The organism is Flavobacterium sp. Arc3 (genome assembly GCF_041431375.1).
Lineage (GTDB): Bacteria > Bacteroidota > Bacteroidia > Flavobacteriales > Flavobacteriaceae > Flavobacterium.
The window spans coordinates 103524-118270 of record NZ_JASMRI010000002.1 but is presented as its reverse complement, the minus strand read 5'-3'; the positions used below and the strand labels follow the sequence as shown (position 1 = coordinate 118270).

At 36.0% G+C, this 14747-nt stretch carries 11 protein-coding genes; 5 read left to right on the top strand and 6 right to left on the bottom strand.

Features of this window, described 5'->3' with window-relative positions:
• Nucleotides 1–185 precede the first annotated feature (185 nt).
• Nucleotides 186–980 (bottom strand): DUF2797 domain-containing protein, encoded by a 795-nt coding sequence (locus QO200_RS02085; protein WP_371535736.1) that lies wholly within the window; start codon nt 978–980, stop codon nt 186–188.
• 201 nt (nt 981–1181) lie between these two features.
• On the opposite strand from QO200_RS02085, the gene QO200_RS02080 reads away from it, so the two are divergent.
• Complete coding sequence (locus tag QO200_RS02080) at nt 1182–2708, top strand: GH3 auxin-responsive promoter family protein (protein WP_371535735.1); 1527 nt, start codon at nt 1182–1184, stop codon at nt 2706–2708.
• Nucleotides 2709–3147: 439 nt separating this feature from the next.
• Nucleotides 3148–4437 carry a uracil permease gene (uraA, locus tag QO200_RS02075; protein ID WP_371535733.1) on the top strand — a complete coding sequence of 430 codons (1290 nt, stop codon included), beginning with the start codon at nt 3148–3150 and terminating at the stop codon, nt 4435–4437.
• A 231-nt stretch (nt 4438–4668) separates the two neighbouring features.
• Here the strand turns inward: uraA and serB are convergent, their stop codons facing one another.
• From serB to QO200_RS02055, 4 genes are all read right to left on the bottom strand, one after another.
• Nucleotides 4669–5904 carry a phosphoserine phosphatase SerB gene (gene serB / locus QO200_RS02070; protein WP_371535731.1) on the bottom strand — a complete coding sequence of 412 codons (1236 nt, stop codon included), beginning with the start codon at nt 5902–5904 and terminating at the stop codon, nt 4669–4671.
• A gap of 162 nt (nt 5905–6066) precedes the next feature.
• The gene (clpX, locus tag QO200_RS02065; protein WP_371535730.1) at nt 6067–7299 is read right to left on the bottom strand and encodes an ATP-dependent Clp protease ATP-binding subunit ClpX; all 1233 of its coding nucleotides are present in this window, start codon (nt 7297–7299) and stop codon (nt 6067–6069) included.
• Between the two features lie 87 nt (nt 7300–7386).
• Nucleotides 7387–8061, bottom strand: coding sequence for an ATP-dependent Clp endopeptidase proteolytic subunit ClpP (gene clpP / locus QO200_RS02060; RefSeq protein ID WP_371535728.1), 675 nt, complete (start codon nt 8059–8061; stop codon nt 7387–7389).
• A gap of 310 nt (nt 8062–8371) precedes the next feature.
• Nucleotides 8372–9697 (bottom strand): trigger factor, encoded by a 1326-nt coding sequence (locus tag QO200_RS02055; RefSeq protein WP_371535726.1) that lies wholly within the window; start codon nt 9695–9697, stop codon nt 8372–8374.
• Between the two features lie 380 nt (nt 9698–10077).
• Between QO200_RS02055 and QO200_RS02050 the strand changes: the two genes are divergently transcribed.
• The 3 genes from QO200_RS02050 to QO200_RS02040 all read left to right on the top strand — a co-directional run bounded on the left by QO200_RS02050 (nt 10078) and on the right by QO200_RS02040 (nt 13530).
• The gene (locus QO200_RS02050; protein WP_371535724.1) at nt 10078–10632 is read left to right on the top strand and encodes a tetratricopeptide repeat protein; all 555 of its coding nucleotides are present in this window, start codon (nt 10078–10080) and stop codon (nt 10630–10632) included.
• Nucleotides 10633–11289: 657 nt separating this feature from the next.
• Complete coding sequence (locus QO200_RS02045; protein WP_371535722.1) at nt 11290–12756, top strand: glycoside hydrolase family 130 protein; 1467 nt, start codon at nt 11290–11292, stop codon at nt 12754–12756.
• A 225-nt stretch (nt 12757–12981) separates the two neighbouring features.
• Nucleotides 12982–13530, top strand: a complete 549-nt coding sequence (locus tag QO200_RS02040; RefSeq protein ID WP_371535721.1) for a transposase — start codon at nt 12982–12984, stop codon at nt 13528–13530.
• Nucleotides 13531–13963: 433 nt separating this feature from the next.
• Here QO200_RS02040 and QO200_RS02035 read toward each other — a convergent pair whose 3' ends face one another.
• Nucleotides 13964–14413, bottom strand: coding sequence for a hypothetical protein (locus QO200_RS02035; RefSeq protein ID WP_371535719.1), 450 nt, complete (start codon nt 14411–14413; stop codon nt 13964–13966).
• Between the last annotated feature and the right edge of the window lie 334 nt (nt 14414–14747).

Below are 14747 nucleotides of genomic sequence, written 5' to 3'. Positions count from 1 at the left end.
CATAAATAAGTACGGGCTCTCATTTTGAAACTGGGAAAGTAAAACTAGTTCTTGTCTCGCGTGAGGGATAAAAGCGGCATCCTTTTATGAAATGAAATGGAATAAAAGATATAGCATATAGCCCGACCTTATTGAAAAAATATTTTTCTTATTTTTTCAATAAGGTCACGCCAAAGCCTACTTTATCATACTGCAATCTGGACTACATACCCCTCAGAACTGCGAACATTAAATACTGTTTCGTCCTCAAAAATTAAGTACTGTCCTTTAATTCCAGTTAGCTTCCCTTGAAAACTTGGGGTTTTTTCTAGACTCAAGCTTTTTACTTTCGTTGGGTATTCAAGAACAGGATAATGCATCTCGTACAAGTCGTTTTTATTCAAAAAGAAATACTCTTTGGCCTCATCAGGAATAAGGTTTTCCAATTTTAATCTTTCGGCTACTAAATCAACATGTTCGACATTATTAGTTAGCATCTTACGCCAGTTGGTTTTATCAGCATAGTGATTTTTTAGCGCTACCTCAGTAATTCCGGCTAAATAACGATTAGGCACTTCTACAATAGAAATGGCTTCATTTGCTCCTTGATCAATCCATCGCGTAGGCATTTGCGTTTTTCTAGTCACCCCTACTTTCACTTCGCTTGACAGGGCTAAATACACAATATGAGGCTGCAGCTGCACTTTTTCCTCATAAGCTAAATCTCTGTCCTGTATCCCAAGATGAGCAGTACTCAACTCCGGTTTCATAATCCAATCCCCCACTGCCGCACTTGAATAAAAACAGTCGTAACAAAATCCCTGACGGAATATCTTTTTCTTCTTTTTACAATTCAAACATTGATAGCCTACAAAATTAATTTCAAGGTTTTTATCCAATAATTGATTCACATTTAGAAAACTATCTTCAAAAACTAAATAATATTGAATTGGGTTCCCAAATTCAGTTTGCATTTTAGTAAGTACTCCTTCGTATTGCATAGGTTTGATTGTGGATTATAAATTTTATCTTTTATAGATAGTTTTTCTTAGAACTGCCTATTTCATAGCCCGAAATGATGGGCAATCGCTAGGAATTCTATAAATTTTTACTATTTTTGATAATGTTGTAAAGTTAGTATTTGTTATTTGATATTCAAATGCAAATTCTAAAAAGCCAATCCTAAAACTCAACCTTTAAAAATGCCAATTCAATTAATAAATTCATTTGCCTCATGGGTTCTAAAACAACGAATCCATCAGATCGAACTTTTTCTGAAATACCCTAATGAGGTTCAGAATGAGTTGCTTATGAATTTAATTCAATCTGCAAAAAATACGGAACTAGGTAAGGGGTATGACTATGCTTCCATAAATTCCTATGCTACTTTTGCCGAAAGGATTCCGATTAGTACGTACGAAGAATTCCAACCCTTGATCGAACGCACCCGTGGCGGTGAACAAAATCTGTTTTGGGAAACTCCTATAAAATGGTTTGCAAAATCAAGCGGAACGACTAATGCCAAAAGCAAATTTATTCCAGTAAGCCCGGAGGCCTTAGAAGATTGTCATTATAAAGGAAGCAAAGATTTGTTGTGCATGTATTTGAACAATAATGAAAACTCCGAACTCTTTACGGGGAAAAGTCTTCGCTTAGGAGGTAGCTCTCAAATATATGAGGACAACAATTCCTTCTTTGGAGATTTATCTGCTATTCTGATTGAGAACATGCCTATTTGGGCTGAATTTAGTAGCACACCAAGCAATAAGATTTCACTTATGAGTGATTGGGAATCAAAAATTGCCGCTATTATTAATGAAACTAAAAAAGAAAATGTAACCAGTTTTGCTGGTGTTCCTTCCTGGATGCTCGTTTTAATGAATAAAATGCTCGAGGAAACCGGAAAAGGAAATTTACTTGAAATTTGGCCTAACCTGGAAGTCTATTTCCATGGCGGTGTGAATTTTGAACCTTACCGCGAACAATATAGAAAAATACTCCCTAAAAAAGATTTTAAATATTACGAAATATACAATGCTTCCGAAGGATTTTTTGCCATTCAGGACCTCAACAATTCTAGTGATTTATTGTTAATGCTCGATTACGGTATCTTTTATGAGTTTATCCCAATGGATACTTTTGGAACACCGGATCAAAAGGTGGTTCGTTTAGCCGATGTAGAAATTTTTAAAAATTACGCAATCGTCATCACGACTAATTCTGGTTTATGGCGCTATCTGATTGGCGACACCGTTCGTTTCACTTCTTTAAGTCCCTACCGCATTCGAGTAACAGGAAGAACGAAGCACCACATCAACGTGTTTGGAGAAGAATTAATGGTCGAAAATACAGATATGGCTATTGCCAAAGCTTGTAAAATGACCCAGAACGAAGTCGTAGATTATACCGTTGCCCCAGTTTTCATGATTGACAAAGAAAAAGGAGCACATGAATGGATGATTGAATTTAAAGAAACTCCAAAATGCATTGACACTTTCCGAAATATATTAGACGAAACATTACAAAACTTAAATTCTGATTACGAGGCCAAACGTCTCAATAACATGACTTTAAATCCGTTAATTATTAATGTAGCTCGCAAGAATTTGTTTTACGACTGGCTGAAAGGTCGGGACAAACTAGGCGGCCAACATAAAATTCCGAGATTATCCAATCAAAGAGATTATTTAGAAAAATTGAAAGAGATGCAGGTTAAAATATTATGCTAAAGAATGATGAGAAAATTATTTTACATCTTAACAGCACTACTTCTCCTCAGTTCCTGCGGACCGCACCGCATGGGTTGTGGAGCACGCGGAATTTGCAAGAATTCACAACAATTAGAATGGGTGCAGCCTGAAAAGAGCGTATCGATTAAAGATGTCGGATAATAACACAAACTAAAAATAGCATAAACAAAGAATTCCCGTGTCGTTATAAAATGACACGGGAATTTTTCATTTTACAACCTCTTTTTATGAAGAAAATATTCAAAAACAAACACTGACAAATACGCCAAACTGACAAACTAAATCGATCTGCTATTCTTCATTTTCATGCAATCGTAAAAAAGTAAAAAATAGACTAAGTTTGCAACTTTAATATCCCGTTGAAAAGATTTCTCGAAGCAGAAGAACTCTAAAATCTTATCTTTTAAATACTATAGCAATGGCCAAAAAAATTATTGGTATTCACGAAAAACCTTCTATACTGGAAAGCATACCTCTCAGTTTTCAGCATCTTACCGCCATGTTTGGCGCAACAATATTAGTTCCTATTTTATTGGGTGTCGACCCCGCTATTGCCCTATTGATGAACGGAATTGGGACTTTAATCTATACATGGGTAACCAAAGGTGGCATTCCCGCTTATTTAGGATCAAGTTTTGCCTTTATCGCACCCGCTTCACTGATCATTAGTAGCTATGGTGGTTTTGGGCATGCTCAATCTGGATTTATATTTTTCGGATTGTTCTTTGTTGCAATCTCCTTTGTTGTGAAAAAATGGGGAATAAAATGGATTGATGTAGTAATGCCACCAGCAGTAATGGGCGCAGTCGTTGCAATCATTGGTTTGGAATTAGCTCCCGTTGCAGCACAACAAGCGGGACTTGCCCCTTGGCCTACAGATGTAGGCAGCGTTGTTGCTCCTTTTGTATCTGACAGTACTGTGATACTGGTTTCGATGTTTACTTTGGGTATTGGGATTATAGGAACTGTATTGTTCAGAGGATTTATGCAGGTGATTCCAATTCTCTTTGCCGTGGTTGCAGGCTATTTTCTTGCTCTCTTCATGGGAGTTGTGGATACCACCAAAATCAGTGATGCAGCTTGGTTTGCCCTACCTACATTTCAGGCTCCGGTTTATGATATAAATGCAATCATTATTATTGCTCCCGCGTGTATTGTGGTTTTAGCCGAACACATTAGTCATTTGATAGTCACTGGAAAAATCACTAATACTGATTTAATGGAAAACCCAGGACTACACCGCTCGTTACTCGGTGATGGAATCAGTAATATTTTATCTGGTATGGCTGGTTCGCCGCCCAATACTACTTATGGTGAAAACATAGGTGTAATGGCGATCACTGGCGTGTATTCTGTTTGGGTTATTCGCGGGGCGGCTCTTTTAGCAATTGCTTTTTCGGTTGTCGGAAAAATTTCTGCGGCCATATCCTCCATTCCAATTCCAGTAATGGGCGGAATCACTATGTTGCTGTATGGCGTAATTGCAGTACAGGGTTTCAGAATGTTTGTAGAGCAAAAAGTCGACTTTAGCAAAAGTAGAAATATGGTATTGGGTGCTATTACATTTATTGTAGGTGTCAGTGGCGCCAGAATAACACTTGGAACTGTTCAGCTTAAAGGGATGGCTTTTGCAGCCATTGTTGGTGTGCTGTTGTCATTAATCTTCTGGCTACTAGATAAGCTTGGTCTAATGAATGAAGAGGCTTAATGAATTGCTTTTTTCTCTTCGAGAAAAAAAACCATGTAGTTCGCTAGTTTAATAGCCTCTCGTACAAGTAATGTACGCCAAGAAATACAAAACTAAAAACAAGAAAACCACTCAAGTCGAGTGATTTTCTGTTTGTAAAACTATGTAGTTATGATTGCTTCAGTACATTTTATTTTGATATTCCTTTTGCACGATCAACACACTTATTACCATTAGAATGCTACCTATTATTTACATCTCCATCATATCAATATGTCTGTCATGGTATCCTAATAAGTATAAAACACCGTCTAAGCCTAAGCTAGAAATAGAACTTTCTGCGCTTTCTTTTACGGTCAACTTTGCATGAAAAGCAATTCCTAAACCGGCTAAATTCAACATCGGTAAATCGTTTGCTCCATCCCCTACAGCAATTGTTTGGTTGATGTGGATGCCTTCTTTTTCAGCGATTGCTCTCAAGTATTCGGCTTTCTTTGCGCCATCTACTATTTCGCCCAGATACTTACCTGTCAATTTACCATCTATAATTTCCAATTCATTAGCATGAACGTAGTCAATTCCCAATTCTTTTTGCAGGTATTTACCAAAGAAGGTAAACCCTCCTGATAAAATAGCCGTTTTATAACCGTAATATTTTAAGGCTTTCATCAAGCGGTGTGCTCCTTTTGTAATGGGCAAATTTTCGGCCACACCTTGCAGTACTTCTTCGCTTAAACCTTCTAACAAAGCCATGCGTTGTTTAAAGCTTTCTTTAAAATCAATTTCGCCATTCATCGCCGCTTCTGTGATGGCTCTTACCTGCTCTCCTACACCCGCTAAATCAGCTAATTCATCAATAACCTCTGTTTGGATTAGAGTCGAGTCCATATCAAAGCAAACTAAACGTCTGTTTCTTCTAAACATATTGTCCTCTTGAAAAGAAATATCCACATCCATAGACCTGGAAATTTCCATAAAACTGGCCGTCATTAAAGTCTTGTTTTCCATAATACCTGACACAGATAACTGCACACAAGAACGAGGATATTCTTCTTTAACAAGAATAGAGGCTCTACTGGTTAATCTTTTTATTGAATCAATATTCAAATGCTGGTCGGACATTATTTTAGTCACTGCAGCTATTTGCTTAGCAGCTAATGTTTCTCCTAGAATGTTAATGATATACCGTTGTTTGGACTGCGTTTTTACCCAACTCTCGTAATCATCAATAGAAATGGGAACAAATTTAACCTTAATCCCTAATTCATATCCCTTAAACAACAAGTCTTTTAAGACGGGAGCAGAAGTAGAACCCGCTTCAATTTCGAACAAAATCCCCAAAGACAGTGTTTCGTGAATATCTGCCTGTCCGATGTCTAGAACAATCGCATTATAGGTAGCTAACACTGCCGTTAAGCCAGCTGTAACACCTGGTTTATCCTGTCCAGAAACTTTTAATAAAATAATCTCTTTGTCTTCTGTTGCCATTTGATCCTTATTGATTTAGAAGCAACAAAAATCGGCAATCTATTTGTTTATAAAAAAGAATCGCCTTGCTTTTTTCAAACAATAACAAATAGTTCAAATTACCCACAAAAAAACCCGCTCAATTGAATGAACGGGCTATTGTTTTTGAGAAAAACGCAATTTCTATGATGCTATTTCTAATCGCTTCAATAAATTCTTATTTAGAGTTTCTATTGCATAGTCCTTATCAATTTCTAATACTTTAGTATCAGAACTTGGTAATTCATACATAGCATCCGTTAAGACTGCCTCACATAATGAACGCAATCCACGAGCTCCTAATTTATATTCTAATGCTTTATCAACAATAAAATCTAATGCTTCGTCTGTGATTGAAAATTCAACCTCATCCATTAAAAACAACTTTTGATATTGTTTGATTAACGCATTTTTAGGTTGCGTCAAAATCGCACGAAGGGTTTCTCTGTCTAAAGGATCCATATGAGTCAATACCGGCAAACGACCAATAATCTCTGGAATCAATCCAAAATCTTTGATGTCTTTAGGAATGATGTATTGCAATAAATTCTCTTTGTCAATATTATCCACATTTTTTGATGTAGAATACCCTACTGCCTGACGATTCAATCTTTTAGAAATAATTCTTTCGATTCCGTCAAAAGCACCACCGGCTATAAACAAGATGTTTTGAGTATTAACTTCCACAAATTTTTGGTCTGGGTGCTTACGTCCTCCTTTAGGTGGTACATTAACAACCGTTCCTTCTAATAGTTTCAATAATGCTTGTTGCACTCCTTCTCCAGAAACATCACGGGTAATAGACGGGTTGTCGCTCTTACGGGCGATTTTGTCTATTTCATCAATAAAAACGATTCCACGTTCTGCTTTGGCAACATCATAATCAGCTGCTTGAAGCAAACGTGTCAAAATACTCTCTACGTCTTCCCCTACATAACCCGCTTCTGTCAATACAGTTGCATCCACAATTGCTAAAGGAACATCAAGCATTTTAGCAATGGTTTTAGCTACTAATGTTTTTCCTGTTCCGGTTTGTCCCACCATGATGATGTTGCTTTTTTCAATCTCTACCTCATCGTCTAGTTGCTGTTGCATTAAACGTTTGTAGTGATTGTAAACTGCAACTGACATTACTTTTTTAGTTTGATCTTGTCCGATTACATATTGATCTAAGAACGCTCTAATTTCTTTTGGTTTCTTTAAAATAAGATCCCCAACTAATTTTGAACTTCCACTTGATTTCAATTCTTCTAAAACAATTCCATGTGCCTGCTCAATACATTTATCGCATATGTGCGCATCAATTCCAGCAATCAATAAATTGGTGTCTGGTTTTTTTCTTCCGCAAAATGAGCATTCTAATTTTTCTTTCGCCATCTTTATTTGTTTAAAGTTTAAACGTTTAAAGTTTAAAGTTACCATGACAACCTTAAACCTTAAACCTTAAACTTGTAACTATTTTTCTTATCCTCTTCTTAAAACTTCATCAATCATTCCGTATTCTTTTGCTTCATCAGCAATCATCCAGTAGTCACGTTCGCTATCGTTATGTACTTTTTCAAATGTTTGTCCTGAATGTTGAGAGATAATTTTATACAACTCGTCTTTCAGTTTCAACATTTCACGCAAGTTGATTTCCATATCAGTAGCAACACCTTGTGCTCCTCCAGATGGTTGGTGAATCATTACTCTTGAATGTGGTAATGCGGAACGTTTCCCTTCGGCACCTGCACATAATAATACCGCTCCCATAGAAGCTGCCATTCCTGTACAAATTGTAGCAACGTCTGGCTTGATGTATTGCATCGTGTCATAAATCCCTAACCCTGCATAAACACTTCCTCCAGGAGAATTCAAATAAATTTGAATGTCCTTAGAAGCATCTGCGCTTTCTAAGAATAGTAATTGTGCTTGAACGATATTTGCAATTTGGTCATCAATTCCTGTTCCTAGGAAGATAATTCTGTCCATCATCAGTCTCGAAAAAACATCTAATTGAGAGATGTTCAACTGGCGTTCTTCAATAATATAAGGAGTCATATTAGTTGGGTTCATTGCCGCAACGATTTTATCGTAATACATGGCATTTACCCCGTGATCCTTTGTAGCAAACTTTTTAAATTCTTTACCGTAGTTCATATTTTATTTGTTCTAAGTTTTACGTTATATCTAGTAGCCTTTTTTAATGCAAAGGTCATACCTCTTTACAAATGATGTCAAACTGTCTTATTTTTAGCCCAGGTAGTAGTGAAAAGCTTTTTGAATTCCGGTTTTTAGTTTTTTTATTCTTGTAAAGCGACCAAAGGAAGCTCTTGCAAGAATTTTAAAAACTAAAGCGGAAGAAAAAACTTGTAACGCATAACTGGAATAGCTCCTAAAATTAATTAAAACAAAAGAGCGCCAAAAAGAATTTTCCTTTGACGCTCAAATATACTTAATTTTTTAGAAATTATTCTCCGTAAGACGCAGCAATAAATTCGTCGTAAGTAACTTCTTTAGTTGTTGGATTTGCTTTTTCTTTAAACAATTCTAACAATTTTTCTGCTACAACTTGATCAGAAAGTCTTTTTACTTCGTCTTGGTTAGACAATACTCTCGCAACAATTCCTTGAACTTCTTCGTCCGTAGGATTTGCTTGTCCGTATTGCGCCATTTGTTGACGGATATTTTTTGTAGTGAATGTTTTCAAGTCGTCAAAAGTGATTTTAATGTCAGATTGAGCCATTGCTCTACCTTCGATCAATTGAAAACGCAATCCTTTTTCAGAACGTGCATATTCAACTTCAGCTTCTTCAGGAGACAATTTTTTCTCTCCTACAGTTTGCAACCATTTTTTAAGAAATGCTGCAGGTAAATCAAATTTTGTGCTTTCGATTAAAAACTCAGTAACATCTCCTAATAATTTTTGGTCCGCTTGAGTAGCAAATTGCGTCTCAGCATCTTCTTTGATCTTCGCTTTCAATTCGTCAAGAGAAGCTACTGCTCCTTCTCCAAAAAGTTTGTCAAACAACTCTTGGTTTAATTCAGCTAATTCAGTTGTGTTGATCGCTTCGATTGTAAAGTCTACATCAACAGCAAGTGTGTGAACGTCATCATGACTTACTTTCATCACGTCCATCAATTGATGTGCGTCTTCAAATAAACCGTTAGTATTTACAGTAACAACGTCACCTACTTTTTTACCAATGAATTTATCAGCAGTTGCTTTGTCTTTGAAAACATCCAAAGAAATAGTCGTTCCACTATTAATTCCTTTTTCTTCGTTTAAGAAAGTTCCAGTTAAATCAGAACCTGCTACAACCACTTCTTGAGGAACTGCAGTACCAAATTGTTTTTGGATACGTTCTACTTGACCGTCGATTAATTTAGCATCAGCAGAAACTACATATTTCACGATGTCGTTTTTAGCCTCTAAGTCTAAAGTAAAATCAGGAACTAACCCTATTTCGTACTCAAAAACCAATTCTTCAGTATCCCAAGAAAAATCTTCGTTTACTTTAGGAAGCGGAGTCCCTAGAAGGTTTAATCTTTCAGCTTGTAAAAAACGCTCTAAAGCTAAATCAACCACTTTAGTAACTTCTTCTACTTTTATTGCTTTACCGTATTGTTTTTCAACAAGATCTTTAGGCACAGCCCCTTTTCTAAATCCTTTAACAGTTGCCAAAGGCATTTTTTCGTTTATTCTTTTTGCTACTTGACCTTTGTAATCCATGTGAACCACTGTTATTACAATCGTCTCGTTTACAGCGTCTATTGCTACTCTTTTGATATCCATCTTCTTCTTTACTTTACATTATAAATTCAGAGTGCAAAATTATAAAATTTTTTGAAGCCATCCAAGCTTTTTAATCCCGAACCTTCAGAGCGAATTTTCATTGCATTTTACCGTTTAAAATCAAGGGTGTTTTGTTTGTTTTGGGCGTGTCCCGCCACCGTTTCACTGCGGCGGGTCAGGCTGTTCGTTACAATCTTTTATTTCGCTACGCTGCATAAAAGGATTTCCACTGCCATCCTTCACGCGAAGCATTCAGTTTTAAAAACACTTCTGAGGATTTATCAGATAATTAGTATACATTTGATAGTGAATAAAGGCAAATAACTTCAGAACTATATATTAGTCATTTGGTGCTTGTTCTAATCAAAAAACTTAAAAACATGGAAGAAAGAAGTACAGCTCCAAAATGGTTAATTATTACTTACGCTGTAATAATAACAGTGCTTTTTCTTTTAGCTATAAGTGAAGGAATAGGGCAATATTTTAAAGCTTCAAATCAATCTGAAAGTGCCAAGTTATTTAAAAGTGGTAAAGAAAAGGCAAATTCCAAAAGGTATAAAGAGGCAATAATTGATTATGACAAAGCAATTTCGTTAGACATTAAAAATGTAGAATATTATTGTGAAAGAGGAATTGCAAATTATGAATTAAAATACTTTTCCAATGCTCTGAAAGATTTTAACAGAGCTATAGAATTAGATCCCAACGAACTTAAATCTCTTTATACTAGAGCACTCTTAAAAAAGGATTTAAAAGATTACAAAGGCTCAATAGTCGACTATACCAAATTAATTAAATTATTTCCAAATGAATCGGATTGTTATAGAGACCGTGCATTTATAAAAAACAAAATAAATGACTTCGAAGGTTCATCAAAAGACTATGTAAAAGCTGATGAATTAGAAACTCATTATCCTTCAAATTATGATGATTGACCGACCCGATCGCTCTGATATGCGCAAACGTTAGCGCAGGTATTCACCTGTGCCCACAAAGAGAAGCTAATACAGTAAAAAGCTACAGGATTAAAAAAAGTTTAAAACTTTATTGTTTAATTTTAAATTAAAAACGGCAACAAAATATAAAGCCACTACTACTGATGACGCCTATTTTATAACAATAACTACGGTTGGTTGGCTTGATGTATTTACAATAAAGCTGTTTAAAAAAAAAATGTTCATAACTATGTTTTTTCCAAACAGGCTGAATAGTTACAACTAAATAATTTTTACACTCATTTTAAGTGTTTTTTTTGTAATTTAGCTAAGACTTTAAAAATCAACCGCTTGCCAAATTAACTCCTACTATATTGATACGTAAAATATCAATAAATGATTTTAGAACAACATTTTTTGTGGCCCTTGAAATTAAATGACATAACCTTCCTTATCAACCGCAAGGCTTATGCGTCAATAATCATTTAAGCCGGTTTAGAGAGAGAAGACATTGGAGAAAGAAAATAATTACAAATTCTTTTCGAACAAATAGTTCTCTTTTAAATTGATCTAAAATAAGAACTATCTATAATCTAACGCCTTTTTATCGTTGTATAAAAAAGCGCTCTTATTTTATTATAATCTAAAAATAAATCCATGCGAGTTTCTGTTATTCGAAAAAATGTAAAATTCATCCCTGATTCAACTAGAATTGTCGCCCGTTATTTTATGAGCGGTGATTTACGGACCCAAAAAATGGTGAGTAACGTAATGGCTTTGGATGAAAAACAAGTCAGACACACCTTAGAACAAACACTCCGTCAGTTTGCCAGACGGCATCGAAATATTTCAAGCATATTTTATAAACATTGTGAAAACATCAGAGTAGTTATTGAAGGGATGCAAATCAATTATGACGGCATGTCACATGAACGAAAAATGCTCATTGGCTCTTACTGTACCATGGAATATGCTATCGAATCAGCAGCTATTTTCAACCCTTCCATTGTTGAAGATTTTGATCAGTCAAACCTCAAAAATGGAGAGAAACGTGTGGTTATTTCTTTCCGTGCCACCGGAGAAGGCCATATCTCATCAATCGTTTTTAGAAGGGGAATCCTTGATATAAATAACGATCTTCGAGTTATGAAAATTGGTAATAACATTGACCAAGCACAGATTGTGCGGGAACAATTATATAACAAAGACCGATTTGTTATAAAATTGACAGAGATGCATACTCAAGACAAATACTCGACTAATATTATGCAAGAACTGCCTCAGGAATTTGAATATCAAGCATTAAAAGACCTCATTGATAAAGGCTTAAGCGATCAATCAATAAGCCAGGACATGAGAATTGCACTCGAAGAAATGATCTGGTTGGCGGATTCATTTTATGATATAGAATTCAAACACGATTCTGACATCTCCGAACGTGTCATATTTCCAATATCCGCTTCTGAAAGTCGTGGTATTGAGGATGCCCGTTTTGTGCGCTTTTTTGATGATCACGAATCAGAAAGAATAATTGGAACTTATACCGCTTATAATGGTCATACCATTCTTCCAAAAATGATTTCTACTGAAGATTTTTATACGTTCAGTGTCATGCCTTTGTATGGAGCAGGCGCTCAAAATAAAAACCTGGCATTATTCCCTAGAAAAATTAAGGGCAAATACGCCATGCTTTCTAGAATTGATGGGGTCAATAATTATCTTATGTATTCCGATACAGCGACGCAATGGGACAAGCCCGTTATGCTTCAGGAACCGCGTTACCCATGGGAATTTACACAAATTGGAAACTGTGGATCACCGCTTTGGACCGAAGAAGGCTGGTTAGTCGTTACCCACGGTGTAGGGACTATGAGACAATATTGCTTGGGTGCTTCTCTATTTGATCTTGATGATCCTTCTAAGGAAATTGGCAAACTAAAAGAACCCTTGCTTTCACCACGAGAACATGAGCGCGAAGGTTACGTACCTAATGTAGTGTATTCTTGCGGCTCGCTTATTCACAACAACAGCCTTATATTGCCTTATGCCGTATCAGACTACTCCTCTACGTATGGGGTCGTGGATATGGTAGAATTATTGGATGCATTGAAGAAAAGTAAATGATGGTTGTACGCTTTGCTATTTTGTGGGTATTTCATTGAATAGAGTTGCTCTCGGAACGCTACCCTTGCAATAAATAATTGGAATAAGTTAAATTCACTCACCGAAATCTATTTAAGAAAGCCTATCCCTTTACTTCCTCAACCTGTCTTCTTAGTTCCATCAGTACCCCCCCGCTAGCGCGAGCGTCCCGCTCGTGCCCGCAAAGTAAACACAACAATTAATTAAATGAGTACAAAATATAAATTTGGCGAAAAAACAGGAGCTTATTTTGTGAGTTTCGCAACCATAAATTGGATAGATGTTTTTACAAGAGATATTTATTTCTGGAATATTATAGAATCATTAGATTTTTGTAGAAAGAATAAGGGGATGGAAATATATGGATATTGCATTATGCCAAGTCACGTACATTTAATCTTTCGTTCGGGAAATGGCGATCCCTCAGGATTGATGCGTGACTTCAAAGGTTTTACTTCAAAAAAAATGTTACAAACAATTGAAGAAAACTCACAGGAGAGCCGAAGAGAATGGATGCTTTGGATGATGGAACGAGCTGGTAAAAAGAATAGTAATGTAAAGCATAGACAATTTTGGCAACAAGATAATCATCCTATAGAAATTTGGTCGTTGAAAGTTTTTGAACAAAAGCTTAATTATATTCATCAAAATCCAGTAGAATCGGGTTTTGTAACTGATCCAATAGATTGGAAATACAGCAGTGCTAGAAATTATGGAAATAATGACCAAACAGTTTTAGAGATAGACGTGAATTGATTTTGAATGTGGGCACGAGCGGGACGCTCGCGCTAGCGGGGAGAACTTTTAATGAATATATAATTGTTTGTTTATGGACATCTTTAATTATATATGTTTTTAGCTTGGCTGTAAAATATTTAAGATTATATAAATTAAAAATAGATTTTTTGGATCATGAGATTGAGGGATATCTTGTATACCTATTGTTATTATTCACAATTTGTCTATTTACCATAATTGTAGTTCTAATAAATAGAAGTATTCGAACCTATAACAAAACAACAAATGTATAATGTACTCGATCGCTCTGAAATGCGCAAACGTTAGCGCAGGTATTCACCTGTGCCCACAAAGAGAAGCAAATACAGTAAAAAGTTACAGACTTAAAAAAGTTTAAAACTTTATTGTTTAATTTTGTGTCCGATACTTTCCTGGTGAAGCCGTTTTTATTTCATTCGGTTTTGAGCATCGCATGATAAATCTGTATCGTTATCTCGTCGCTCCAGCCTTCTGGCACAACAATCCCAAAATCGCTTAATCGCAATTTAAAATTTAGCGTAAGCATAGAAGAAAAGTTGTCGGAGCCCGTACTGTGTTTAAGTGCCCCGTTTGCGTATATCGTGTCCACTATTTTATTCATATGAAGTTGTGCCGTAAAATTCAGTTCCTGATCTGGCTGCTGTAATGTGTTCACATGGGAAATGTTCAGTTTTCCTTCTAGTATTACGGGCATTAGGGGTGAGTTTATCAGTGTCACATTCAACGAATCTGTTTCGGTGCGTAAAGTGGCCGGATCAAGAGATAATCCGATTTCGGCAGTTTGATAATTGATTAAAACAAACAAATGATCGCTGGTGGCAATTACTATGGAATCCCTGTACGAGCCAATAACCTCCATCATCCCTTCCCTGGTTTGGTATCTTTGCTGTGCCCTGATCGTAAAGCTGCATAATAGCAACACGATAGCGGCTACCCACGCTGTTTTTATAATTTTCCCCATTACCGATTGCTTAATTGCGAAATATATTAGTTTGTAACTGAGTAGGCTTCAACCATAAATAATATCCGTTTTTTGCCACTAAGTTTCAAAGGATACCTGGATGAACAGCCATTATTCCCGTGAAATATGCAGTAATGATTTTTATCATCAACGGAACTTAATAACGTTGTAAAATACTAACTATCAATACGACGACTTTTTTTGGTTTGATATAAATTTACGCTTTATTTAAGTG

Excerpts from the sequence above, each read along its gene's own strand:
- QO200_RS02085 (WP_371535736.1), bottom strand. The coding sequence starts at position 980 with ATGCAATACGAAGGAGTACTTACTAAAATGCAAACTGAATTTGGGAAC.
- QO200_RS02080 (WP_371535735.1), top strand. The coding sequence starts at position 1,182 with ATGCCAATTCAATTAATAAATTCATTTGCCTCATGGGTTCTAAAACAA.
- uraA (WP_371535733.1), top strand. The coding sequence starts at position 3,148 with ATGGCCAAAAAAATTATTGGTATTCACGAAAAACCTTCTATACTGGAA.
- serB (WP_371535731.1), bottom strand. The coding sequence starts at position 5,904 with ATGGCAACAGAAGACAAAGAGATTATTTTATTAAAAGTTTCTGGACAG.
- clpX (WP_371535730.1), bottom strand. The coding sequence starts at position 7,299 with ATGGCGAAAGAAAAATTAGAATGCTCATTTTGCGGAAGAAAAAAACCA.
- clpP (WP_371535728.1), bottom strand. The coding sequence starts at position 8,061 with ATGAACTACGGTAAAGAATTTAAAAAGTTTGCTACAAAGGATCACGGG.
- QO200_RS02055 (WP_371535726.1), bottom strand. The coding sequence starts at position 9,697 with ATGGATATCAAAAGAGTAGCAATAGACGCTGTAAACGAGACGATTGTA.
- QO200_RS02050 (WP_371535724.1), top strand. The coding sequence starts at position 10,078 with ATGGAAGAAAGAAGTACAGCTCCAAAATGGTTAATTATTACTTACGCT.
- QO200_RS02045 (WP_371535722.1), top strand. The coding sequence starts at position 11,290 with ATGCGAGTTTCTGTTATTCGAAAAAATGTAAAATTCATCCCTGATTCA.
- QO200_RS02040 (WP_371535721.1), top strand. The coding sequence starts at position 12,982 with ATGAGTACAAAATATAAATTTGGCGAAAAAACAGGAGCTTATTTTGTG.
- QO200_RS02035 (WP_371535719.1), bottom strand. The coding sequence starts at position 14,413 with ATGATGGAGGTTATTGGCTCGTACAGGGATTCCATAGTAATTGCCACC.